This is a genomic window from Pseudoalteromonas sp. NH0006-26 (genome assembly GCF_057552415.1).
In genome coordinates this window covers 84,436-105,948 of sequence record NZ_BAAJMJ010000004.1, presented here as the reverse complement: position 1 = coordinate 105,948, position 21,513 = coordinate 84,436, and the positions used below count along the sequence as shown (strand labels likewise).

Sequence of the window (21,513 nt, the reverse complement as noted above, 5' to 3'; positions counted from 1 at the left end):
CGATTATTCGCCTTCGAATTCAACCAATTTTAAAATATTGATGCCCATTTTCTCAATGCGTTGCTCACCACCAAGCTCTGGAAGTGATACAACAAAGGCAGCATCTGTGGCGTTACCGCCTAATTTTGCAACCAACTTGGCTGTTGCTTCAATTGTACCACCGGTCGCCAACAAGTCGTCAACTAACAAGACTTTATCACCGGCTACAATCGCATCAGTATGAAGCTCTAGTGTATCTTCGCCATATTCGAGTTGGTAATCTTGGCGAATAACTTCGCGCGGTAATTTACCTGGTTTACGAACAGGGATAAAAGGAATTCCCAAAGCATAAGATAGCGGAGCACCAAAAATAAAGCCACGTGATTCAGTGCCGATAATTTTAGTAAAACCTTGGTCTTTATAAGCGTCAATAAATGCATCTATGGTTGCTTTAAACGCTTCAGGGTTTGCCATTAGGGTTGTTACATCGCGAAACATAATGCCCGCTTTAGGATAATCAGCAATTGTAGTAATGCTGTTTTTGATAATTGCTGGTGTTACTTGAGTCATAATTTTAACTGCTCAATGATTAATATTACAAAGCAGGTGATTATAACCTTAAGTGGTCGTAAATTGCGAGTTTGCGATAATTATAAAGTGTCGGGAGAGGGAAGTGATAAAAATGTAAGGCTGATGACAAGCAACAGCCTTAAAATAAAACCTGATTAAGTTAAGCTGGTGATCCAACCTAAAATGGCATTTAAACACCCTATTCCAGCAAATACGGCTAAGAATGCAAAAAAGTAAGCCGCATTGAACGGGTCTTTAAAGTCTTTATCATCTGACATGGGTACAACCTTTTATTAAGCACAACAAATAAAGGCGCTATAATAGACGATGTGAAATAATCAATAAAGAGCTTAGCCTTGATTTTTTGTCACTATAATTTGCCGCTGTGCCATAGCTGTTAAGGTACTCAGTGCCCCTTGTGTTATTTGCTCTAGATTAAATTGTGGTGCATTTTCACTAACCTGTTGGCAAACCTGCTCAAACGTAATCCCCGCTTCATTTTCAATAATAGACAGTAACATGGCGGTCATGGCATTGGTTGCCAAAAATTGCACTTCATCATCCTCATCGCGATAAACAACAAAGAAATACGGCTGCTCTGAAGGTTGTTGAGGTTGAAATTCTTCACTAATATTTTGAACTGGATAGTCGTAGCTTAAGTTACGCGCTGTTTTAGATAAATACAAAGGAGAATGGGTAAGCTTATTAGCGCTTAAAGTGGACTCAAGGGGATCAGCCTTCATTACAGACACATCAAGTTCAATCCATTCATAATGAGCTAGCGCCAGCATAAATACCGGATCAGACTCTTTAGGTACATAGCTTGTCATTAAAAAGGTAATAAATTCTTCAGCAATATCTAAAAAGTAAGGAGACTGGCAATCATGTTCACTAAAAAATTGACGAACCAGCAATAGCCACTGTTGCTCACTATAGAGTGTTTTTAAAACTGGAAATGCCGATGAAACAAAGCCATTAATATTATTAAAAAACAGATCCCGATAAATGGCCATTCGCCTGTCTTCAATATCGGTTGGACACGGCTGCATATTAGGCTCTCGAATATGGGCCATAAATTCATTTTGTACATCAATAAAACTCATGATAACGACTCTTTTGAAACCCTGAAATAGCAAGTATTTGTTAAATACTAACGGCTAAGCGCTTTGTGCTGTTGATAACAACTTAAGGTGCTTTGCTTGTAATTGATGGATTATATCCAGCTCTTTAATTAACACGTTAATAGGTGGAATATTAAAATCTCGCTCTAGCAGCGTAGGAAAAACACCATGTGCTTGATATGCGCTATCGAGCAATTGCCAAACAGGATCTATAACATCTGCGCCGTGAGTATCGATAATTAGGTCATCAGCTTCATTGTAGTGACCTGCAACATGGCAATAGGCAATTTTATTGGTTGGTAGCCCACTTAAAAACGCTTGTGCATCATAGCCATGATTAATCGAGTTCACATAAATATTATTAACGTCTAACAACAGCTGGCAATTAGCGTCTTCTAAAATAGCATTGGTAAATTCAAGCTCCGATAGTTGCTGACCAGGGGCACCATAATAAGACACATTTTCGAGCACAAGTGGTCGCTCTAATATATCTTGTACCTGTTTAACCCGAGAAACGACATGTTTAATCGCTTCTTCAGTAAAAGGGATCGGCATTAAGTCATACATATGGCCTTTACCTGAGCAATAGCTCAAGTGTTCGCTATAAACTTTAATATCGTGGTTATCAAAGAAGTTTTTTAACGACTTTATAAATTCAATATCGAGCGGCTCCGGTGAGCCAATAGAAAGTGACAAACCGTGGCAAACAAAGTGATTATTATTAGTTAACTGTTTAAATTGCTTTTCAAAGCGCCCGCCTAGCTTTAACCAGTTCTCTGGAGCTACTTCCATAAACTCAATTTGTTTTGGTATTGCATTTTCAAGCTCATCTAGCATTTCTCTTCGCAAACCTAAACCGACCATGCCAAAGTTAGGCGTTTGAATGTGAGCCATAATAAAACCTCATATTAAATAAAAAGGGCCTAATGGCCCTCTCACTTGTATCAAAAAAAGAAAAATTTAGTGGTTACCACCACATTTACCTTCGCCACACTTACCTTCTTTTTTTGCTTTAGCGTCACCGCCACATTTACCTTCTTCGGCTTTGCCTACTTTTTTGGCTTTACCTTGTGCGCCGCATTTACCCTCACCGCACTTACCTTCTTTTTGAGCTTTGCCTTGTGCACCGCATTTACCTTCGCCAGCTTTACTTTCTTTCTTAGCATCGCCGCCACATTTGCCTTCGCCGCATTTGCCTTCTTTTTTAGCCTTTGCGTCGCCACCACATTTGCCTTCGCCGCACTTACCTTCTTTTTTAGCCTTAGCGTCGCCGCCACATTTGCCTTCGCCGCACTTGCCTTCTTTTTTAGCTTTAGCGTCACCGCCACATTTGCCTTCGCCGCATTTGCCTTCACCAGCGTCTAACTGATAACCAGCTACCATTTGTTGAAACTCAAATGGGTTAGCTTGTACATCAGTACTCGCCATACTTGCACTGCCAACAACCACTGCGCCTAATGTTAATGCAATTGAGTTTTTCTTTATTGTATTCATTTTTAATTACCTTTTAAACTTGTTGAACATCATTATACAAGTAGACCTGCATAAAACTAAAAACTTTCAAATTATCTGTTTTTTTTGCAAATAAGTTATTTAACTAACTATGAACCCTAATAAGCGTTTTATCAATTTATCATTTACAGGTAAACTGACGCTCTTTTTTAGTAATACATTAATCACACTATGAAACTTATTTTAGCACCCATGGAAGGTGTTGTTGACTTTAAAATGCGCCAACTACTCACCGACATAGGCGGCTTCGATCTCTGTGTGACAGAATTTATCCGTGTTGTAGATACTTGTTTACCAGATAAAGTATTCCATCGTTATTGCCCTGAACTCAAAAATGCGGGGCTCACTCGTAGTGGTACTCCAGTACGTATTCAGTTATTAGGCCAAGTAGCCGACGTTTTAGCTGAAAATGCGGTAAAAGCAATTGGCTTAGGCTCTCATGGCGTTGATTTAAACTTTGGTTGCCCAGCAAAAACCGTCAATAAAAATAAAGGCGGTGCTGTATTACTCAAAGATCCAGAACATATGTACTCGATTATAAAAACAGTAAGGGATGCTGTTGATAGTAAACATGACGTCAGTGCTAAAATACGTTTAGGTTTTGATGATGATAGTAATAGCCAAGAAATAGTTGATGCCGTTGTTAGCGCCGGCGCTACCAGTATTGCTATACATGCACGAACTAAACGCGATGGTTACAATCCACCCGCCTATTGGGAAAAAATCCCTCCTTTAGTCAAAGATAAACAAATTGCTGTGGTTGCCAATGGAGAAATTTGGCAAGTGGAAGATGCACTTTTATGCCAAACACGCAGTGGTTGTCGTGATTTGATGATTGGTCGTGGCGCCCTTTCACATCCAGATTTGGCTAGAAAAATTAAAGCGCAAGTTAATAACGAAAGCTACAGCGAACTGACATGGGAAAATATTTTACACCATATTATTCATTCATCTATGCACCAAACAGCCAGTAAAGATACTAAATACTTTGCATCTCGGACAAAGCAGTGGCTTGGTTATTTAAAACGCCAATATCCACAAGCAGGACTATTATTTGATGAAATTCGTCGTTTAAAAGCCAAGGATGAAGTAGCCGAAGTATTAAAGAAATATGCGAAAGCGCCACAATTTGATGCAAATCATAACACCTAAGTAAATCTAAATAGATAATAGCAGTATCACTACAAATTAACTTAAGGGTTATACTGCTAATGCATCATCAGCAACGACTAAACGATGAAATAGAAAGTGTTAAAGCAACGATATTAGGTTTGTTGTCACAATCAACTCACCCTACACATCAAAATCTGTTCTGCATCCTAACCCATACATCCAATGAAGAGTGGCTCGATTTAGCAGCTCAACAATTAGGTAATGAGTATAATCCGTTAATTGAACGAATGAACAAGCTTGAAGCAGCAATTAGCCAAATGGATATTGGTCAATATGGCTACTGCTGTGACTGTGAAGAGAAAATATCAGAGCAGCGCTTAGAAAGAGACCCTGCTGCACAGCGGTGTGATAAGTGCGCTAAGTAACAGCGCACTTTAGTTTAATTGAGTAATTGCGGTGCAAAACTAAATGATTGCCCTGGATAAAAAATAATATCCTCAACTAATATGCTCGCATCCTCTTCACTAATATTTAAACGTTTTAGTAAATTTAAACGCGCTTGCGATAATGTCCACGCATGATAATGCACCCCAAGATCAGTTTCCATCATCGTTAAATAGAGTCGCTTATCCGCAGCCGTTAATTGCTTATTGTTAGCACGTTGAGGTAAAAGCATATAACCCGTTGACCAGTCTAAACCTAATAGTTGCGTCTCTTTTAAAAATGTTTCGCTAAGCTGCGATACATCAGAGATACCCACCGTTATTTGCTCGGTTGAGCTTTGCATTGTTTTAAACTTACTATCTATAAGGCTTAGCCACTCAAGCGGTGAAAGCACATCATTTGCAAAATAATTTAGTTTGCTCTGATACCATTGGCTGCCATTAGCAAGACCAGACAATCCAATACTGCCTCTTGGCTTATACTGCGTTAAGTAATTATTTAATACACTCAGAGACTCATTAAGCTCAATAGGTGTGTTAGTACTATTAATTGCTTGCTGCACATAATATTTTAAATAACTGTGCTCTATTTTATTAAGCTTTAAGTTACTTTGCTCAGCGGCTTTAAGCTGTGTTTGAACAAATATTAGCCAGTACTCAATGCTTTTATACTGAGCATCATTTTTAACTATCGAAAGCATGTTTGATAACACATCAGTGTGTGCAGGCCATGCGAAATATCGCTCTGGAAACCGCTCAGCAATCACCAAATAATTTACCTGATTAGTTTGCGCAACAGTTAACTTCATTTGCATTAGCTGCTGGTAAATAGCGTGACGACGCGCTAAATATGCATCAGTAAAAGGCAGTTGCTCATTACTGAGTCCTGTAACATGTGAGTTTTTTTGTGCACTTAAAGCCGCATTAAGTGATATTAACGCGGTTTGTGCCTCTTCATAAGATGAAAATAAGTCAGCTGGCTTAGAGCAGGATGCTAAAAGCAAACAAAAGAGCAATGAAATAATAGGCGTTTTGTTCATGTTAATTCCAATAAAAAAAGCCCCAATGGGGCTTTTTAAAAATACTAGAGTACATTAAATATTAAATTTTAACACCGTTGCGAGCGGCTTTATCTTTAATGTATGTAGCCCAACCTTTTGCAAACCTACGTGTGCTTGGGTCGTCCATAGCTTTAGTAATAGCAGCATATGCTTGCTTATACTTGCCTTGGTAGTAAAACGCTTCAGCTAAATCTGAATAAATAGTACCTTTTTTGTCAGAGCCAAGCTCTAATGCTTTGTTCAAACGAACAACAGCAGCACTGAATTTTTCAGATTGTAGAAGTAATGAACCTGCTTTGCGGTAAAGCTCAGCGTCATTATCAAATTTAGCAGCTTCTTCGTAGTACTTAGCAGCTTTCTCTATATCTTTCGAACGATGGTAGTTACTAGCAATTGCACTCATATTTTGCTTAGTGCGTTTAACTTTTTCTTCTTTAACGGCCTTTTCAAGCGTTATAGCTGCTTTATAAGGAATTTCGTTTAAAGAATAAAAGTTAGCTAAAACTTTGTATTCAACTTCGTTTTCAAAGTAACCGTTCTTGTAAGCAACTTCCATAGTTGCTAGCCCTTTCTGGTAGTCTTCGGTTTGTAAATAATACTTACCTAAGCCTACCCAAGACTTTTTGTCTTCAGGCCATACGCGAACGATTTCTTCAGCAACTTTAACCATATTTTGATATTGCTTTTGCTCAAAATAGGCAGCTAATTTAAGTTGATAAGGAGCTTTATTAGGCTCTTCAGCTAACTTAATTGCTTTGTTTGCCGGCTCAAGAACCTCATTAAACTGTTTAAGCTCATAACTTGCTTGCGCAATACGAGTGTAAACTTTTGGGTCTTCTTCGCCTGTGAAGTCCATCCAATCAGAATATGCTTGCTTGGCAGCACTGTATTGTTCAGTACCCGCATACATATCGCCTAAGGTTTTTAAACCCTGAGCCTGATCAGCAAAGTTTAATACATCTGGTGCAATCGCTGCTTTCATATACTTAATAGCAACCTTGTACTGCTCTTTTTGAGCATACATGCTGCCTAAGTAACGATTAACAGTCGCTTTGTCAAAATCATTAGACGGATCTAACTCTTTCAATAAAGCAATCGCACCATCAACATCATCTTCATTATACAAATCAAACGCTTTAATTACTTTCTTACCAGTACGTTCGCCCATGATTTTAGTCTTTGCTTTCTTACGCTCTTCAATTTTCGCGTAATCTGGCGCTGCTAAAACAGGTGCAGTCAATGCTACACCTGACACAGACATAAGAATTGCAAGTGCAGTTACTTTAGAAAAATTTCTCATTACTCGCCTCCTTAGTTGCCTTGGTTAAGTTTAAAGTCTAGTTGAACTTGTAAACCAACTTGCTTTTGTGGTTTCCCGTCAATGATCTTAGGACGGTATTTCCACTTGCGCAATGCACGTTTAGCTTCACGGTCAAAGATACGTTTTGGATCTGCGTCAATTACATCAACGTCAATCACGCCACCTAACTCATCAATTGTGAATGAAAGTTGAACCCAACCTTCTTTACCATCACGTGCTGCTTGTGTTGGATATTTTGGTTCAATACGAACGATCGGTGTCGCATCACCATCTCGTCCAAATGCACCTGGACCACTCAGTCCACCGGCCGTGCTTCCCACATCGATGCTTGGCATATTAAACGACAAGCTCGTATTTGGGTTGCTGTTTTCCGGCTGTGGCGGCTGCGGTTTAGGCGGCTGCTTTGGCGGTGGCGGAGGCGGAGGCGGTACACGCTTCCTCTCCTGCACCTTAGATTCAGGCGGATTCGTCATAATTTCGACTATGATCTGCTCTTTTTGTTCCGTATTACGGTCAGCCCCACCAGAGATGAGGTATGCCATGAAGTAGAACAAGCCGAAAGTAACTGCCCCACCTGCAATCAGTGAAAACAGAAAACGAATCATTACTGATCTCCAGCTATTGAAATTCTCAGGTTATCACCTGTCGCTTTAATCTGGTCCATCACTTTAACCACTGTGCCGTGTTTTGCTTCTTTATCAGCTTGCAAAATTACAACATCAGTAGGTTGTTCTGCTAATAAACTTTCAATTTTTGCTGAAACACGTTCAACATCAACTTGCTGTTTATCAATCCAGATTGCACCGTCGCTGCGAATAGCAATAAAAATGTTAGCATTTTTTTGCTTCGTAGCTTGGGCAGCTTTTGGTTTATTGACCTCGATACCAGCCTCTTTAACGAACGATGTAGTTACGATAAAGAAAATAAGCATGATAAATACGATGTCAAGCATTGGCGTCATATCTACCGCTGCTTCTTCTTCTTCACGAAAACGTTGTTTACGTGCCATATTTAATTCTCTCTCTAGTGATGAGGCATACTATCTACAAGTTTGGCTTTCACCATTCTCGCTCTTGCCTCAAGGCGTGAGCTAAAGAATACCCCAGATAGTGCCGCAACCATTCCAGCCATTGTTGGGATTGTTGCCATTGATATGCCTGATGCCATTAAACGTGCATTACCTGTACCTTGGGTTGCCATGGTTTCAAAAACCGCGATCATACCCGTAACAGTACCAAGTAAGCCTATTAAAGGACATACAGCTACTAATGTTTTAATCAACAACATACGCTGATCTAATTTTTCAGACGCTTCAGAAATCCATGCTTCACGGATTCTGTGTGCGTACCAAGACGTAGTGTCTTGGCGGGCATCCCACTTGGCTACAATTTCCTTCGTTAAACGAGGAAACTCAGCAAGTAGGAACCAATAGCGCTCAATCATTAAAACCCACATAAGAAAGAGTGCTATCGCGACCACGTATAAAACCTGGCCGCCTGTGCCAACAAAATCCCTGATAGATTCCCATATCTCCATCAGGACTAGCATTAGGCTTTCTCCTTCTCCGCGTGAGTCGCGATGATACCTGCGCTTTGCTCATCAAGGATGTGTAATACCGACTTACTACGACCTGCAACAATAGAGTGAAGTAGGATAAGTGGTAGTGCTGCAATTAGACCTAGCGCTGTAGTTACAAGTGCTAGAGAGATGTTACCAGCCATGATCTTCGGATCGCCCGTACCGAACAATGTGATTGTTTGGAACGTTAGGATCATACCGATTACCGTACCTAGTAGACCTAGTAATGGTGCGATAGCAGCAAGGATCTTGATGATATTGATACCCGCTTCGATGCGTGGCGTTTCACGAAGAATCGCTTCATCAAGTTTAAGCTCAAGGTTTTCAACATCTTGATTTTTATTGTCAGAGTACACTTTAAGAATACGACCCAGTGGGTTATTTGTATTCGGTGTAGACAAGTTCTTAAGCTGACCTTTGATCTTAGAAGTAGTAAGCGCTAAGTCAACGAAACGTACTAAGAAGATTAAAAGACCTACAGCAAGTAGTACTGTGATGATGTAACCAACTTCAGCACCTTGCTCGTAGTACTCCATAAGAGACTTTTTCTGAGTGTTGATACGTAAAATTGCACCACGTGTAGGATCCACGTATACACCAGCGTAATTATCAGCTGAAGTACCTTCTAGATCAGAAATACCTTTAAGGATATAGCTGTCAGGCTGCTTACCTAGAGGCTGGATAGATTTAGTCTCTGGTGAGTAGATTAAGTAGCCGTCGTCTGTAACTAAGTTGAAGTTACCGATACGTGTTACTTTTTTCATTGACGGGTTACCGTCAAGACCTGCAACTTCAGTTTCAAACGTTGAAACTTTAGCTGACTCAGTCATTTCTGTTTGAAGTGAAATCCAAAGTTCTTCTAATTCACGAACTGTTGGAAGTTCTTTAGCGGCTGCTAATGAACGAAGTACTTCTGCACGACCTGGTTTTTCAGCACTTACTAAAGATGCTTCAATTGAACCAATTGCGTCAGCTGCTGCACGACGAACAACACCAAACATTTCACCTAACGTACCTTGTGCGTTTTGAAGAGCTTGCTCTTTTTCCGCTAAAGTATTTTCGTTTTGTGCATATTCTTTGCTAAGACGATCACCACGTGCTTTTTCAGCAGCTAGTTGGCTTTTCGCTTTGTTAAGTAACGCTTGCTTATCAGCACGATCTGACAAGAACTCTTGTTCACGTTGCTTATTGATTTTTCCTTCAGAAATACGCTCTTGCTTTACTTGCTCAAGAATTTTATCTAAAGCATCAGTATTTGCATGTGCATTAAGCGCGGTACCGGCAGAAACAGACAGTACTGCTGCAACAGCAAAACCTTTAAATAGTTTCTTCATTATTGATTACTCCGCGCCAAAAATTGGTAGTTTAACAAGTTCTAGTGTCGCTTGCTTACGTGCCATACGGATCACTTCTTTAACAGGTTTTAGGTATTCTTCACCTAATTCTTTCCACTGTTTAGTGTTGTTATCCCACACCCAAGCGTGTTTTAGATCGAATGATTGCGCTACGTAAGTAATACGACCTAAACGACCGATATCTACGTTAATGCTACGACCATCAACATCTAAAGTACCTTGAGAAGCAGTTACAGCTGAGCTGTAGGCTGTTTCAACAGTGTACGCTTCAAGAACCTGACGGAACTTCTCAGACGTTGTTACAGATGCAGATGCCATGATCTCACGTAATCTTTCAACTCGTCCAAGACGGTTTTCTAGATTAAATGGAACGTCCGCTTTGATGAATTGCTCAAGCGTATCGATCATGCGATACATCAAAGGCACAACGTTTTGTTTAGTGTTGTCGATAGTCGCGATTTGACGATCGAACGATGCGATAGACGCGTTTTGGTCTGCGACCAAACGTGCTACGTGATCGTTGTACACTTTCATAAGTTCAGTCTCATCAACGATGCTACGGTACTCAGCGATTAGCTCCTGAGTTTGACCATATACATTGTCAATTTTAGTTTGAGACTTAACTGCAGCCTTTTGAATTGTTTGACCTGCTTTTTGCACGTCATTCAAAGGATCTGCAATCACATTGCTGCTTGCAAATGCAAAAGCGCCAACCAACGCAGTTGCTACAAGACTCTTTCTGATTTTAACAGACATAGTTCCCAACCAATTAAGTAATGTTACTTTTATAATTTAATTATCAACCCGCTAAGGGGAAGACAACCCTGATATCTTTTAATAGATATCAACTTACCAATAATGCTAAATGCATTAAGTCATGTCAACTTCATGTTTAGCATAACCTATAAATAAATCAGCTTGTTTGTAAGATATTTACTGGGCTCGACTAAAAAAATTAACATTATTATAACTAACGTGATAATCATAATTTCTGCAAGCCCTGATATAGTAAGAATAACGATAACCCCCTCTGTTAATGTAAACAAAAATATAACATTTAAAATTAACTTTATCGTTGCTGAAAAAAAATTAAAAATAAGCTAATTTTCTGTCCCGAATATTCATTTTGAAGGTTTTTTAAGACTTTTTTGCCCAAAAATACAGCTAATCGTAATTATTGGGTTATTCATCGCATAAGAATAATGACGTGCAAATTTAATAAAAAGCAATACAAAGGAGGGGAAGCCGATTACAAAAAATCATTTTTATTAACACCTGTGTTTTTTCTTCCTTAAAGCATAAACACAAGGGCCTTTTTTTGTATTTTCCCCAAGTACGAATCTCAAGCTTAAATATGTATATCCTCAGCAATAACTAAATCCGTATGAGGCTGTTAGATTGGCCATAAGGTTAAATAACTAATGTGCAATTATTGGCCAATAAAATACTTAAAACATAAGGGTTTGTAATCAAACAAATGAGTAGAAGTTTAAAACTAGGTGATGGTATTAATATATGAGGGATAGTGCAAAGGGATAGAAAAGTTTTAGAGTTATATGAATTATGGTGAAACAGGTTAGTGCTTCACCACGATGAACTTAGGTTCACATAATAAATTATGCTACTTCTACGTTCTCAGCTTCTGGGCCTTTTTGACCTTGCTTGATGCTGAAAGTCACTGCTTGACCTTCGCTAAGAGTGCGAAAACCAGAACCAGTGATTGCGCTGAAATGTACAAACACGTCAGGACCATTTTCTTGTTCAATGAAACCAAAGCCTTTAGCTTCGTTGAAAAATTTTACTTTACCAGTAACCGACATACTAAATTTTCCTGTAAGTCAATAATTAAAATTCAGCCATATTATTATGGCAATATCCTCCCTGAGTCAATGCCCAAAAAACTGGAGGTGATAGTACAGGAAGAAGTAATAACCAAACCGGTAACCTTAAACGCAGCACAATACCGTAATTCAATACGCAAAAACTCAAAGCCAATTAAGGTTAACACATTAATATTTTTTTAGCTCTATTAATTGGGATTTATTTTTGAAGATTCATCGATTTATTAATTTTTTTATAAGTTTCTAATTTTTAAAAGGATAAACAACATAAAACTTGTGTTTTTTATAAGCAGATTATGAATTTTTAAAATATGGCTCACCCGAACCGCTTTTTTGGTAACTTAAAATAAAAAAACCACCTTAATTTTAAGGTGGTTTTAGTTTAAATTTTAACTATTTAACTTGCCAGTCAATAACGCTATCGGCTTTAATTGGTACAACTTCTGAGTCGCCTAGCGAATAGCTAGACGGCACTGTCCAAGGCGCTTTTTCTAAAGTAATAGTGTCTGTATTACGCTCAAGGCCATAAAAATCTGGGCCGAAGTGGCTTGCAAAGCCCTCTAACTTATCAAGCGCTCCCGCTTCTTCAAAAGCTTCAGCATAAAGTTCAATAGCAGCATGTGCGGTATAAGCACCAGCACAACCACATGCCGCTTCTTTTTTATCTTTATAATGTGGGGCTGAATCCGTGCCTAAAAAGAATTTTTTACTACCACTTGTAGCTGCAGCCATTAGCGCTTGTTGATGAATGTTACGCTTTAGTATAGGTAGGCAGTAATAATGTGGGCGAATGCCCCCAGCTAACATGTGATTACGGTTGTATAATAAATGATGCGCAGTAATTGTAGCTGCTACATTATCCGAGGCATTTTCAACAAACTCTACTGCATCTTTAGTGGTTATGTGTTCAAGAACAATTTTCAGCTCAGGAAAGTCTGCAACAACGTCGCCTAAAATAGTGTCTAAAAACACTTTTTCACGATCGAATATGTCAATAGATGAATCAGTAACCTCACCATGGACGAGTAACAGCATGCCAACTTCTTGCATTGCTTTTAATACCGAGTAAATATTTTTTACTGAAGTTACACCAGAATCTGAGTTAGTTGTTGCACCTGCTGGGTAGAGTTTAGCTGCAAAAATTTTACCTGTCGCTTTTGCCTTTTTTATTTCATCAGGCGTCGTTTTATCAGTAAGGTAAAGCACCATTAAAGGTTCAAACTGGCCTTGAGGTTTAGCAGCCATAATTCGCTCTCGGTACGACAATGCAGTTTCTGTACACGTAGCTGGCGGAACTAAATTTGGCATAATAATCGCGCGGCCCATATAACGGCTAATATCACGCACCGTATCTTTTAACTGATCTCCATCGCGTAAATGCACATGCCAATCATCGGGTCTAGTAATCGTTAAAGTTGTTATTTTGCTCGTCATCGTAAAGTCCTAATGCTTAAGTTAACTGATCATAGGCATATGGTGTTTTCGAGTAAAGGGCTTATTAAAAATAATCCTTAGATACTAAATATAAAGTAAGCTTTACACTTTATAATTATCATTTAACGTTTTATTTTGTAGAAAAGTTAATATTAGGTTAACGTATGTACCTTTAACAATAATTATAAGGCCTTCCATAGCTGCCTATGTCGAACAATATCGATACCTCTAAAGCGCTCGAAACTAAAACAGACCAATTGAGTATAATCAATCAGTTTTCATCAAGCTTATTGCAACTGAATACGTTAGAAGAGCTTTTTAGTTATGTCACGACACAGGTCGTTAATCGACTTGGATTTGTCGATTGCGTTATTTACTTAGCAGATGACAACCAGTCTTTGCTAAATCAAGTAGCTTCTATGGGTATTAAAAACGGACATATTAGTTACCAATCTGAGCGCAAAATTATTCGCTTTAGCGAGGGGATAACTGGCTATGCAGCATCCACAGGGCAAGCATTAATAATTGGCGATGTAAATAAAGACAGCCGTTACATAGCTGATGAGCGTCCAGCTCAATCAGAAATATGCGTACCCTTGATATATAAAGATCGTGTTTTAGGAGTTATCGATTGTGAGCACCCAATAAAAAATTACTTTACTAGTTCACATTTAGAAATATTAACCACAGTCGCTCACTTACTCAGTGCAAAAATAAATCAGGTCAATACGGTTAATAGCTTGCAAGATACTGTAATGCAGCTCAACAATGCACAAAAATTAGAAAGTAGCCTACTGCAAATAGCTAACTTAACCTACAAAGCACAAAATTTAGACACCTTTTTTCAATCCTTACACGTAATCATTGACAGCTTATTGACAGCGAGTAACTTTTTTATTGCGCTATACGACAAAAAAGAAGACGCACTCGACTTTGTTTATACCGTTGAAGGCGGTGTACAAACAAATACCCATAAAATAATATCCAAAGATCAACTAAAAGAAACGGCCTCTTATTATTTGCTGATTAATGAACGACCATTACTACTTAATAAACAGCAATACCTTGAACATATTACACAAGGGCATTTTAAGTTAGTAGGTGAACAAGCGGATTCATGGCTAGGCGTTCCCTTTAAAGTTAATGAGCGTATGAGTGGCGTTATTGTCGTACAAAGTTATGACGAACAACATTACTACAATGAGCATGATAGCTCGTTGCTAACCTATGTAAGTCGACAAATAAGCATGGTTATAGATAGACATTTAGCCCGCCAAGAACTTGAGCACAAAGCGCTGCACGATGAACTAACTGGCTTGGCAAATCGTTCTCTACTCATAGAAAGAATGAAGCATGCGATTTTACGCCTAAATCGCGCTAAAAAAGGGACTTTTCATGCCCTGCTCTATCTTGATTTTGACCGCTTTAAAAGTATTAATGATTCGTTAGGTCACGAAGTAGGCGATCATTTTTTAATTGCTATATGTAAGCTTATTACTCAAACCGTGCGCAATACAGATACCTTTTCTCGCTTAGGTGGCGATGAATTTGCTATTTTTATGGAAAATCTAAGTCATCGTGACCAAGTAAACGATGCCCTTACTCGTATTAAAACCGCACTGTCGGAACCTGTTAATATTGATGGCCATTTACTTCAGCCCTCTACCAGCATTGGCGTAGCATTTAGTGACAATGTAGACGACGAAGCATTTGTATTATTACAACAATCAGATGCCGCTATGTATGAAGCAAAATCATCAGGGCGTGGCCAAGTTAAATTTTTTAATAATGTGATGCGCAATAAGCTAAAAATGCATGCAGATCTTGAAAACGATTTACAACACGGTATTGAGCATAATGAATTTGAACTGTATTTTCAGCCTATCTTTACTATTAACAGTGGCGAGGTTATAGGATTTGAAGCTCTCGTACGTTGGCATCACCCAAAAAAAGGGTTTGTATCACCTAACGACTTTATTCCGATTGCAGAGAAGACTGGGCAAATTATTAATTTAGATTTGCATTTACTTGACCTCGCAGCGCAACATATTGCTTTATGGCAACAGCAAGGTCATCGCTTTTTACGTGTCACGGTTAATGTATCGTCTCGGCATTTTGCCAGCTTAGAGTTTGTAGAACAGCTTCATGCTATTTATAAAAAACATCAACTGCCTTTAGGTTCATTGTGCCTGGAAATAACAGAGTCGGGCTTAATTGAAAATTTAGAATTAGCGACACAAATTATACAAGGGTTATCGCCATTAAAAGTATTACTTTGCTTAGACGATTTTGGCACTGGCTACTCTGCCTTAGGCTACTTGCACCAACTGCCTATTCATGTACTTAAAATTGATAAAAGTTTTATAGATAATTTAAAAACCACTGCTAACCCGTTAATAGATGCTATTTTAACCTTGGCTATTTCGTTAGAGCTTATTGTTATTGCAGAAGGAATAGAAACTGCTGAGCAACTTACAATTTTACAAAAAACCCAATGTGATTATGGGCAAGGCTTTTTAAAATCAAAACCTGTTACAGCAACAGAGGCTATTTTACTAATACACACCCCTCTTTAATAAGCTAAGCACAGGTGAAATTTACAACCAAATACTCAGGTTTAAACTGACGGCTGTGCTTACCCGCTTTTATACTCTATACAAGGTATTCAATCAGGCTTGTAACAGCAGCTAATGAAGTCTTAATAATAACCTCATCGGCACTTTTCAAAATGTGAATAATCGCTAAACATGCACAGCTTAATCACCGTATAACTAAGCTACCCTAATCTGTTCTTAATTTCTGTTTAACGATTAAAACTTTAATTATGCAATGCAGCGATGTAAAGCTTCGGTGTAAGTCATTAGATAATATTAAAATAAGGCGTTCATCATCAAGCCTATAAATACCTCCATTAAACATGAGCTAAATTCAACAACAACCAAAGAACAAAACATCATTTGACTGTACAAAGTTAATAAATTTAATGTTTGCCGTAAAAAACACGCCAAATTTAATTTTTATAGCCATCCAGACGTTGAAACGTTTTTTGCAAAGGCGTAGTATGTAGTTAATCTAAGCAATACTCACCATACCCATGAGATTTATTAAAGATGATTGACATTAAACACCTAAAAACTATAGCGACCCTTAAAGAAACGGGATCGTTAGTTAATACAGCCCGCGAGCTATTTTTAACTCAGTCAGCTTTATCACATCAAATCAAGGACTTAGAAAATAAATTAGACTGTCAGTTGTTCGAGCGAAAAACTCAACCCGTCCGATTTACACCTCAAGGTATGTTGTTACTTGAATTGGCACACGACATATTACCTAAATTAGAAGCAACTAAATGCCGATTAAAAGAAAGTTTAAATCAGCCAATATCACAGTTGCGTCTAAGCGTAGAATGTCATGCCTGTTTTCATTGGTTGTTGCCTACTATTAAAGAGTTTAATAATTTTTGGCCTGACATAAAGATTGATTACGAGCGTGGTTTTAGCTATGACGCTATTCCAGATTTACTCGATGATGAATTGGACTTAGTGCTTACATCGGATGTTCGCGACCCAGACAAACTAGAATACGCCCACCTGTTTGACTTTAAACTTAAGCTTATTGTGGCACCGGATCATGACTTAGCTAAAAAAGCCTATGTAACTGCGCTTGATTTAAAAAATGAAACCATTATCTCTTACCCTATCCCGCGTGAGCGCCAAGATATATTTAAGCATTTCATTCAAAATGCACGTTTTGACGGCACACTAAAAACAGTTGATCAGGGCCTACTTATATTTCAGTTAGTCAGCGCTGGAATGGGGGTTGCGGCCTTACCCGATTGGCTGGTTACCCCATATGAGAGCCAAGGGCTAATTAAATCAATTCCACTTGGCGCACTTGGTTTAACCCGTCCTATGTATTTAGCGATGAAAAAAGAGATGAAAGACAATCCTGTTTACCGTCATTTTTTAAACACCTGTAAATTAAATAACGGTCGATAAATCCAAAAGTTATGAGTAACATGCTGGTAAATATATTCAACCGTGTTACTCATTATGTTTGAACTTAAAAAAATACTGGGCGGCTTACTTATGCCGTTACCATTACTGGGCTTGCTTAGTCTAATACTACTTATTTTTGCACTCAAACAACGAAAGCTTGTTATTACCTTGTCTTTTTTGAGTCTCGCGACCTTATTACTTGCCAGCACGCCCTGGGTTGCCAACTTATTGATTAAACATAATCAACCTACTTCATTGGCTTTTAATTTCCTTAAGCACCCAAAAATAGACAAAATTGTGGTGCTTGGCTGTGATATAAACCCTAACCCGGCACTCAGCGCTAACAGTCAGCTAGGAAATTGTGCATTAACACGTTTAGTGGAAGGCATTAGGCTCGCAAATATATATCCGCAAGCTCAGCTAATTGTATCGGGTGGTGGTTATGAAAAAATCACCAACAGTGCACTCATGTATAAAACGGCAATTAGCTTGGGTATTAATAAAAATCGTATTGTACAAAATCCAAACGCAATGGACACAGCGCAAGAAGCTGCATTTTTAGCCTCAAAACTTGTCGACTATAATACCGCTTTAGTTACCTCTGTAAGTCATATGCCCAGAGCAATAAATTTATTCAATGCACAAGGTGTCGCAGCGATCCCTGCAGCAACTGACTACCACAACTTTGCCGCTTACCCGTGGTACAAGCAACTCATACCCAACGCAAAAGCATTATTAGTGGTAACTCAATTTGCCCATGAAGTTGTAGGTGATGCATGGATAAAAATACGTCGTACAATAAATCCTGAAGCTCTTTGATTTATTAAATCTTTATTTAAGTAAATATATTATCCCCCTGAAAAACTGCGGCAATTAGTTTATTAACAGGGGGATATTAAAAAATAAAAAACACGATCAGCTATAAACAAGCCTACATTTGTTATTGTTGATGAGTTTTAACCTCTGCAGCTTGGTTCCAAAGACGATACAGTGTGAGCAAGAATACACAAAGAAATAATAAACTGAGGGCTGTTAAGCTATCAACCCCAAAAGAATCAAAGGTAGCGCCAAAAGTGAAGCCTCCACCAACTAAAACAACGACCCAAGCCAGTGCAGAGCATGCATTTAATAGGCTAAAACGGCGCCAACTAATCGAGGTGAGCCCAATCGGGAGAGCACCAATAGTACGAAGCCCTTTTGGATACCGATATAAAAAAATATAAGCAGTGCCATAACGATTTGCAAGCTCAGAGGCTGTTTTAAATAACCGACCTAGTCGGTTTGGCTTTTCAAGCCATGTAGTGCCATATGTTCTTGCGAGAGCAAATCGTAATTCATCCCCCAAATATCCGCCCATAAAAGCTGCCAGAGCAACATAGCCAACATCAAGTGCACCGCTATGTGCAGCATAGCCTGCAAATAAAGGTAACCACCCACTTTTTAAAGCACAATAACCAAAAAGTAACAGATAAACCAACAACCCATATTGCTGTATTAAAGCTAACATGCCTTCCATTTTATACCTTTACGTTGAATTGCCTGGCGGCGAGAAAATAACATTTTAATTTAAACGGGATAATTGCAGCGAAAGATCTGTTATGTACCAATGGAATAGAAGCTTCCTGTGGCTTGATAAAGTAGTTAGTTATTTTGATGATTTTAAATAACCTACTCAGGGTAAATGATGAGTAGGTTACATTAATGGCATTGCTTTTACGGCAAGCGTTTACACAGGGTTATCTATATCAATAAATGTTACGTCAAAACCATATTGCTCTGCGAGAAGCTCTCCCAGCGCTTTAATACCGTATCGCTCGGTGGCATGGTGGCCTGCAGCAAAAAAGTCGATATTTTGTTCGCGTGAACTGTGAATAGTTTGCTCTGATGCCTCACCGGTTAAGTAAGCATCTAACCCCTGCTCGGCTGCTAAGTCAATATACCCTTGCCCACCACCAGTGCACAGCGCAATGGTTTCAATTTTATCATTACGCACTAAACTTGTTAGTGGCTCGCGATTGAGTACTTGGCCTATTTTTTTAGCAAATTCGCATCCCGTTATCGGCGTTTTTAACCGCCCTTTCATCGCGACACTGTTGTTAATTGGCTCTAAACCCGCCTCAATTTCAATATCGAGTAATTGTGCCAGTTGAGCGTTATTGCCAATTTCAGGGTGAATATCTAATGGTAAATGATAAGCAAATAAATTAATGTCGTTAGCTAAAAGAGCAGCCACACGACGTTTTTTCATGCCTGTGATCGGTTGCGACTCACCTTTCCAAAAATAGCCATGGTGTACCAAAATAGCATCCGCATTTTTTTCAATAGCGGCATCAATAAGCGCTTGGCTTGCTGTAACACCGGTTACTATAGTACGTATTTCATCTTTACCTTCCACCTGTAGTCCATTTGGGCAAAAATCATTGATGGTTTCTGGTTTCAATAACGTGTTTAACAGTTGATTAAATTCTCTACGTTGCATACTGCTTACCTTACTTTGCACTGAATTTTGTACAAATTTTGGCGGTTATGCGCTAAAAATGAAAGGAAAATCGCAAAAAATTGAAAAACAGTTCTAAAATAGGTATAAATACCTCTTCTTTATCTGTGAAAACAACGTATAGGGTCTCTGATGAGCAAACTAGACAAAACAGAAGTGTTATCTGCCTTTGAAGCTGCATATGAAGCTGCCAACGGTAAAAAACCTGAAATAACAACTAAACCTGGCTGGTACAGCGTTGATGGCGGCAAGAATATGCGCCTAGCTGATGTAGCAGAGCTGACTAAAGAATTAAGCTCTGGTAAGTCTACAAAGAAAGCTGCAGTAAAAGCACCTGCTAAAAAAACTAAAAAAGCTGCTCCTGTAAAAGCACAGAAAAAAGCGCCTTTCACCGTGATCACTGAGAACGAAGAAGGTTACACAGCAGAAGAGCTTTGGATAGTAGAGCTTGCTCGTAAAGATCACGACTGCCGCCTACCGCGCGGTGTAGTGTAATTCACTGAGTGCTCAGTATAAAAGAAACCGCGTCAAGCGGTTTTTTTATGTTTAGTTTCTATCAATAGCTGCAAAAACCATGTCGCGACAAAACCACACACCACAATAAACACTGTCCCGGCAAGTACTGGCATTATTAAAAAATCCCAGCTTTGGCTAGACTCAATAATTAAGATAGGGTTTGCACCGGCAGCAGGGTGAATGGTTTTAGTAATCATCATCAAAGTTATAGCAATACCCACAGCCAGCCCAATCATGATCGCACTATCAGCACTATAATAGCTAAAAACAACCCCAATCATTGCGGTCAGCATATGCCCCCCTATTACGTTTTTTGGCTTAGCTAATGGGCTCTGTGGTACGCCAAAAACAAGCACAGCTGTTGCGCCGAATGGCGCCATTAACCAAATACCGTAATCACCCATATAATTTAGCCACGCCAAAAAACCCAAAACAAAAGTAGAAAAAACACCTGCGATTAATGCCGACTTTATTTGCTCACTATGCATATTACCTCCTAAAAAGTAGACCGATTTGTCTACATCAGCAATATAGACAAGTCGGTCTACCTATGTCAAGCTGTGTTTTTACTGCTCAAATTTGGAATATCATGAATAAACAACAACAAATAATCAGTACGGCACTGAGCCTTTTTTATAAAAAGGGTATACACGCTGTTGGTATTAATGAAATTTTAGCTGTATCCGGCATTGCAAAAAAAACCTTATACAAGCACTTTGAAAGCAAAGATGCGCTTATTTGTGCTTGTTTAGTCGCACGCGACATGTGCTTTAACGCTTGGCTAAAAAAAATATGTCTACAACCAAGTGCTATATTAGTCGCGCAAGCAATTTTTTTCGGACTGAAAAAGTGGATTAATAATGAGGTTTCAGAGTTAGGTAACTTTAATGGCTGTTTTTTTATTAATACTGCAGCTGAATACCCTATAGAGAATGACCCTATTGCCAAACTTTGCAAACAGCATAAACAAACGAACTTTGAGATTATACTATCAGCTCTTTTAGAAACCCCTGAATTTGCTCATAATAGAGAAAAAGCAATTGAAGCCGCACACCATTTACTCATTTTAAAAGAAGGATTTATAACTAGAGCGAGAGTGATGCATGATGTATCAGTAGCTCCACCTAGTGATAATATTTTAAAAGCGATAGTAGCAGTTGGTTAAATAGGTAAA

At 38.7% G+C, this 21,513-nt stretch carries 24 protein-coding genes; 7 read left to right on the top strand and 17 right to left on the bottom strand.

What is annotated here, in order from left to right; translation table 11 throughout:
• Nucleotides 1–3 precede the first annotated feature (3 nt).
• From apt to AC27JR_RS07650, 5 genes are all read right to left on the bottom strand, one after another.
• Complete coding sequence (gene apt / locus AC27JR_RS07670; protein WP_008109316.1) at nucleotides 4–549, bottom strand: adenine phosphoribosyltransferase; 546 nt, start codon at nucleotides 547–549, stop codon at nucleotides 4–6.
• Nucleotides 550–704: 155 nt separating this feature from the next.
• Entirely contained in the window at nucleotides 705–827 is a 123-nt protein-coding gene (locus tag AC27JR_RS07665) for a hypothetical protein (RefSeq protein WP_008109320.1), read from the bottom strand.
• Nucleotides 828–899: 72 nt separating this feature from the next.
• A complete protein-coding gene (locus AC27JR_RS07660) occupies nucleotides 900–1,652 on the bottom strand; it encodes an HvfC family RiPP maturation protein (RefSeq protein ID WP_487173231.1) in 753 nt (250 codons plus the stop codon).
• Between the two features lie 54 nt (nucleotides 1,653–1,706).
• Nucleotides 1,707–2,564, bottom strand: a complete 858-nt coding sequence (locus AC27JR_RS07655) for an HvfB family MNIO-type RiPP peptide maturase (protein WP_008109323.1) — start codon at nucleotides 2,562–2,564, stop codon at nucleotides 1,707–1,709.
• Between the two features lie 66 nt (nucleotides 2,565–2,630).
• Entirely contained in the window at nucleotides 2,631–3,164 is a 534-nt protein-coding gene (locus AC27JR_RS07650; protein WP_076918528.1) for an HvfA family oxazolone/thioamide-modified RiPP metallophore, read from the bottom strand.
• A gap of 189 nt (nucleotides 3,165–3,353) precedes the next feature.
• On the opposite strand from AC27JR_RS07650, the gene AC27JR_RS07645 reads away from it, so the two are divergent.
• Together AC27JR_RS07645 and AC27JR_RS07640 are read left to right on the top strand one after the other, a co-directional pair.
• Nucleotides 3,354–4,334, top strand: coding sequence for a tRNA-dihydrouridine synthase (locus AC27JR_RS07645; RefSeq protein ID WP_076918527.1), 981 nt, complete (start codon nucleotides 3,354–3,356; stop codon nucleotides 4,332–4,334).
• A 59-nt stretch (nucleotides 4,335–4,393) separates the two neighbouring features.
• Nucleotides 4,394–4,720: a TraR/DksA family transcriptional regulator gene (locus AC27JR_RS07640; protein WP_076918526.1), complete on the top strand. Its 327-nt coding sequence runs from the start codon at nucleotides 4,394–4,396 to the stop codon at nucleotides 4,718–4,720.
• 14 nt (nucleotides 4,721–4,734) lie between these two features.
• On the opposite strand, the gene AC27JR_RS07635 is transcribed toward AC27JR_RS07640, so the two are convergent.
• The 9 genes from AC27JR_RS07635 to pyrC all read right to left on the bottom strand — a co-directional run bounded on the left by AC27JR_RS07635 (nucleotide 4,735) and on the right by pyrC (nucleotide 13,328).
• Complete coding sequence (locus AC27JR_RS07635) at nucleotides 4,735–5,778, bottom strand: hypothetical protein (RefSeq protein WP_487173229.1); 1,044 nt, start codon at nucleotides 5,776–5,778, stop codon at nucleotides 4,735–4,737.
• A 61-nt stretch (nucleotides 5,779–5,839) separates the two neighbouring features.
• Nucleotides 5,840–7,099 (bottom strand): tetratricopeptide repeat protein, encoded by a 1,260-nt coding sequence (locus AC27JR_RS07630; RefSeq protein ID WP_487173228.1) that lies wholly within the window; start codon nucleotides 7,097–7,099, stop codon nucleotides 5,840–5,842.
• A gap of 11 nt (nucleotides 7,100–7,110) precedes the next feature.
• The gene (locus AC27JR_RS07625) at nucleotides 7,111–7,725 is read right to left on the bottom strand and encodes an energy transducer TonB (RefSeq protein ID WP_076918523.1); all 615 of its coding nucleotides are present in this window, start codon (nucleotides 7,723–7,725) and stop codon (nucleotides 7,111–7,113) included.
• Nucleotides 7,725–8,129 (bottom strand): ExbD/TolR family protein, encoded by a 405-nt coding sequence (locus tag AC27JR_RS07620; RefSeq protein ID WP_006792384.1) that lies wholly within the window; start codon nucleotides 8,127–8,129, stop codon nucleotides 7,725–7,727. Before AC27JR_RS07620 ends, AC27JR_RS07625 begins: the two co-directional genes overlap by 1 nt.
• 14 nt (nucleotides 8,130–8,143) lie before the next feature.
• On the bottom strand, nucleotides 8,144–8,668 hold the full coding sequence (locus tag AC27JR_RS07615) for a MotA/TolQ/ExbB proton channel family protein (protein WP_010388565.1): 525 nt from the start codon (nucleotides 8,666–8,668) through the stop codon (nucleotides 8,144–8,146).
• Nucleotides 8,668–10,032 (bottom strand): MotA/TolQ/ExbB proton channel family protein, encoded by a 1,365-nt coding sequence (locus AC27JR_RS07610; protein WP_008109347.1) that lies wholly within the window; start codon nucleotides 10,030–10,032, stop codon nucleotides 8,668–8,670. The genes AC27JR_RS07615 and AC27JR_RS07610 overlap by 1 nt, the downstream gene beginning before the upstream one ends.
• Nucleotides 10,033–10,038: 6 nt before the next feature.
• Complete coding sequence (locus AC27JR_RS07605; protein ID WP_010388561.1) at nucleotides 10,039–10,809, bottom strand: DUF3450 domain-containing protein; 771 nt, start codon at nucleotides 10,807–10,809, stop codon at nucleotides 10,039–10,041.
• A gap of 860 nt (nucleotides 10,810–11,669) precedes the next feature.
• A complete protein-coding gene (locus tag AC27JR_RS07600; RefSeq protein ID WP_004588138.1) occupies nucleotides 11,670–11,873 on the bottom strand; it encodes a cold-shock protein in 204 nt (67 codons plus the stop codon).
• Nucleotides 11,874–12,287: 414 nt separating this feature from the next.
• On the bottom strand, nucleotides 12,288–13,328 hold the full coding sequence (gene pyrC, locus AC27JR_RS07595; protein ID WP_487173227.1) for a dihydroorotase: 1,041 nt from the start codon (nucleotides 13,326–13,328) through the stop codon (nucleotides 12,288–12,290).
• A 206-nt stretch (nucleotides 13,329–13,534) separates the two neighbouring features.
• On the opposite strand from pyrC, the gene AC27JR_RS07590 reads away from it, so the two are divergent.
• From AC27JR_RS07590 to AC27JR_RS07580, 3 genes are all read left to right on the top strand, one after another.
• Nucleotides 13,535–15,904: an EAL domain-containing protein gene (locus AC27JR_RS07590; protein WP_487173226.1), complete on the top strand. Its 2,370-nt coding sequence runs from the start codon at nucleotides 13,535–13,537 to the stop codon at nucleotides 15,902–15,904.
• Between the two features lie 534 nt (nucleotides 15,905–16,438).
• On the top strand, nucleotides 16,439–17,326 hold the full coding sequence (locus AC27JR_RS07585; RefSeq protein ID WP_008466215.1) for a LysR family transcriptional regulator: 888 nt from the start codon (nucleotides 16,439–16,441) through the stop codon (nucleotides 17,324–17,326).
• A 54-nt stretch (nucleotides 17,327–17,380) separates the two neighbouring features.
• Nucleotides 17,381–18,145, top strand: coding sequence for a YdcF family protein (locus tag AC27JR_RS07580; RefSeq protein WP_487173225.1), 765 nt, complete (start codon nucleotides 17,381–17,383; stop codon nucleotides 18,143–18,145).
• Nucleotides 18,146–18,266: 121 nt separating this feature from the next.
• On the opposite strand, the gene AC27JR_RS07575 is transcribed toward AC27JR_RS07580, so the two are convergent.
• The gene (locus AC27JR_RS07575) at nucleotides 18,267–18,833 is read right to left on the bottom strand and encodes a DedA family protein (RefSeq protein ID WP_487173224.1); all 567 of its coding nucleotides are present in this window, start codon (nucleotides 18,831–18,833) and stop codon (nucleotides 18,267–18,269) included.
• Nucleotides 18,834–19,052: 219 nt separating this feature from the next.
• A complete protein-coding gene (locus AC27JR_RS07570) occupies nucleotides 19,053–19,805 on the bottom strand; it encodes a Nif3-like dinuclear metal center hexameric protein (protein ID WP_487173223.1) in 753 nt (250 codons plus the stop codon).
• 150 nt (nucleotides 19,806–19,955) lie between these two features.
• Between AC27JR_RS07570 and AC27JR_RS07565 the strand changes: the two genes are divergently transcribed.
• Nucleotides 19,956–20,318: a hypothetical protein gene (locus tag AC27JR_RS07565; protein ID WP_010388549.1), complete on the top strand. Its 363-nt coding sequence runs from the start codon at nucleotides 19,956–19,958 to the stop codon at nucleotides 20,316–20,318.
• 32 nt (nucleotides 20,319–20,350) lie between these two features.
• On the opposite strand, the gene AC27JR_RS07560 is transcribed toward AC27JR_RS07565, so the two are convergent.
• Entirely contained in the window at nucleotides 20,351–20,827 is a 477-nt protein-coding gene (locus AC27JR_RS07560) for an HPP family protein (protein WP_131691210.1), read from the bottom strand.
• 101 nt (nucleotides 20,828–20,928) lie between these two features.
• Here AC27JR_RS07560 and AC27JR_RS07555 point away from each other — a divergent pair, with 101 nt between their 5' ends.
• Nucleotides 20,929–21,504, top strand: coding sequence for a TetR/AcrR family transcriptional regulator (locus AC27JR_RS07555; protein ID WP_131691211.1), 576 nt, complete (start codon nucleotides 20,929–20,931; stop codon nucleotides 21,502–21,504).
• Nucleotides 21,505–21,513 lie beyond the last annotated feature (9 nt).

Bases quoted from the DNA above. Each gene is read 5' to 3' on its own strand.
- AC27JR_RS07560 (WP_131691210.1), bottom strand. From the start codon at position 20,827: ATGCATAGTGAGCAAATAAAGTCGGCATTAATCGCAGGTGTTTTTTCT.
- AC27JR_RS07555 (WP_131691211.1), top strand. From the start codon at position 20,929: ATGAATAAACAACAACAAATAATCAGTACGGCACTGAGCCTTTTTTAT.
- AC27JR_RS07660 (WP_487173231.1), bottom strand. From the start codon at position 1,652: ATGAGTTTTATTGATGTACAAAATGAATTTATGGCCCATATTCGAGAG.
- AC27JR_RS07625 (WP_076918523.1), bottom strand. From the start codon at position 7,725: ATGATTCGTTTTCTGTTTTCACTGATTGCAGGTGGGGCAGTTACTTTC.
- AC27JR_RS07640 (WP_076918526.1), top strand. From the start codon at position 4,394: ATGCATCATCAGCAACGACTAAACGATGAAATAGAAAGTGTTAAAGCA.
- apt (WP_008109316.1), bottom strand. From the start codon at position 549: ATGACTCAAGTAACACCAGCAATTATCAAAAACAGCATTACTACAATT.
- AC27JR_RS07605 (WP_010388561.1), bottom strand. From the start codon at position 10,809: ATGTCTGTTAAAATCAGAAAGAGTCTTGTAGCAACTGCGTTGGTTGGC.
- pyrC (WP_487173227.1), bottom strand. From the start codon at position 13,328: ATGACGAGCAAAATAACAACTTTAACGATTACTAGACCCGATGATTGG.
- AC27JR_RS07570 (WP_487173223.1), bottom strand. From the start codon at position 19,805: ATGCAACGTAGAGAATTTAATCAACTGTTAAACACGTTATTGAAACCA.
- AC27JR_RS07620 (WP_006792384.1), bottom strand. From the start codon at position 8,129: ATGGCACGTAAACAACGTTTTCGTGAAGAAGAAGAAGCAGCGGTAGAT.
- AC27JR_RS07615 (WP_010388565.1), bottom strand. From the start codon at position 8,668: ATGCTAGTCCTGATGGAGATATGGGAATCTATCAGGGATTTTGTTGGC.
- AC27JR_RS07650 (WP_076918528.1), bottom strand. From the start codon at position 3,164: ATGAATACAATAAAGAAAAACTCAATTGCATTAACATTAGGCGCAGTG.
- AC27JR_RS07610 (WP_008109347.1), bottom strand. From the start codon at position 10,032: ATGAAGAAACTATTTAAAGGTTTTGCTGTTGCAGCAGTACTGTCTGTT.
- AC27JR_RS07645 (WP_076918527.1), top strand. From the start codon at position 3,354: ATGAAACTTATTTTAGCACCCATGGAAGGTGTTGTTGACTTTAAAATG.
- AC27JR_RS07665 (WP_008109320.1), bottom strand. From the start codon at position 827: ATGTCAGATGATAAAGACTTTAAAGACCCGTTCAATGCGGCTTACTTT.
- AC27JR_RS07585 (WP_008466215.1), top strand. From the start codon at position 16,439: ATGATTGACATTAAACACCTAAAAACTATAGCGACCCTTAAAGAAACG.
- AC27JR_RS07655 (WP_008109323.1), bottom strand. From the start codon at position 2,564: ATGGCTCACATTCAAACGCCTAACTTTGGCATGGTCGGTTTAGGTTTG.
- AC27JR_RS07630 (WP_487173228.1), bottom strand. From the start codon at position 7,099: ATGAGAAATTTTTCTAAAGTAACTGCACTTGCAATTCTTATGTCTGTG.
- AC27JR_RS07600 (WP_004588138.1), bottom strand. From the start codon at position 11,873: ATGTCGGTTACTGGTAAAGTAAAATTTTTCAACGAAGCTAAAGGCTTT.
- AC27JR_RS07590 (WP_487173226.1), top strand. From the start codon at position 13,535: ATGTCGAACAATATCGATACCTCTAAAGCGCTCGAAACTAAAACAGAC.
- AC27JR_RS07565 (WP_010388549.1), top strand. From the start codon at position 19,956: ATGAGCAAACTAGACAAAACAGAAGTGTTATCTGCCTTTGAAGCTGCA.
- AC27JR_RS07635 (WP_487173229.1), bottom strand. From the start codon at position 5,778: ATGAACAAAACGCCTATTATTTCATTGCTCTTTTGTTTGCTTTTAGCA.
- AC27JR_RS07580 (WP_487173225.1), top strand. From the start codon at position 17,381: ATGTTTGAACTTAAAAAAATACTGGGCGGCTTACTTATGCCGTTACCA.
- AC27JR_RS07575 (WP_487173224.1), bottom strand. From the start codon at position 18,833: ATGTTAGCTTTAATACAGCAATATGGGTTGTTGGTTTATCTGTTACTT.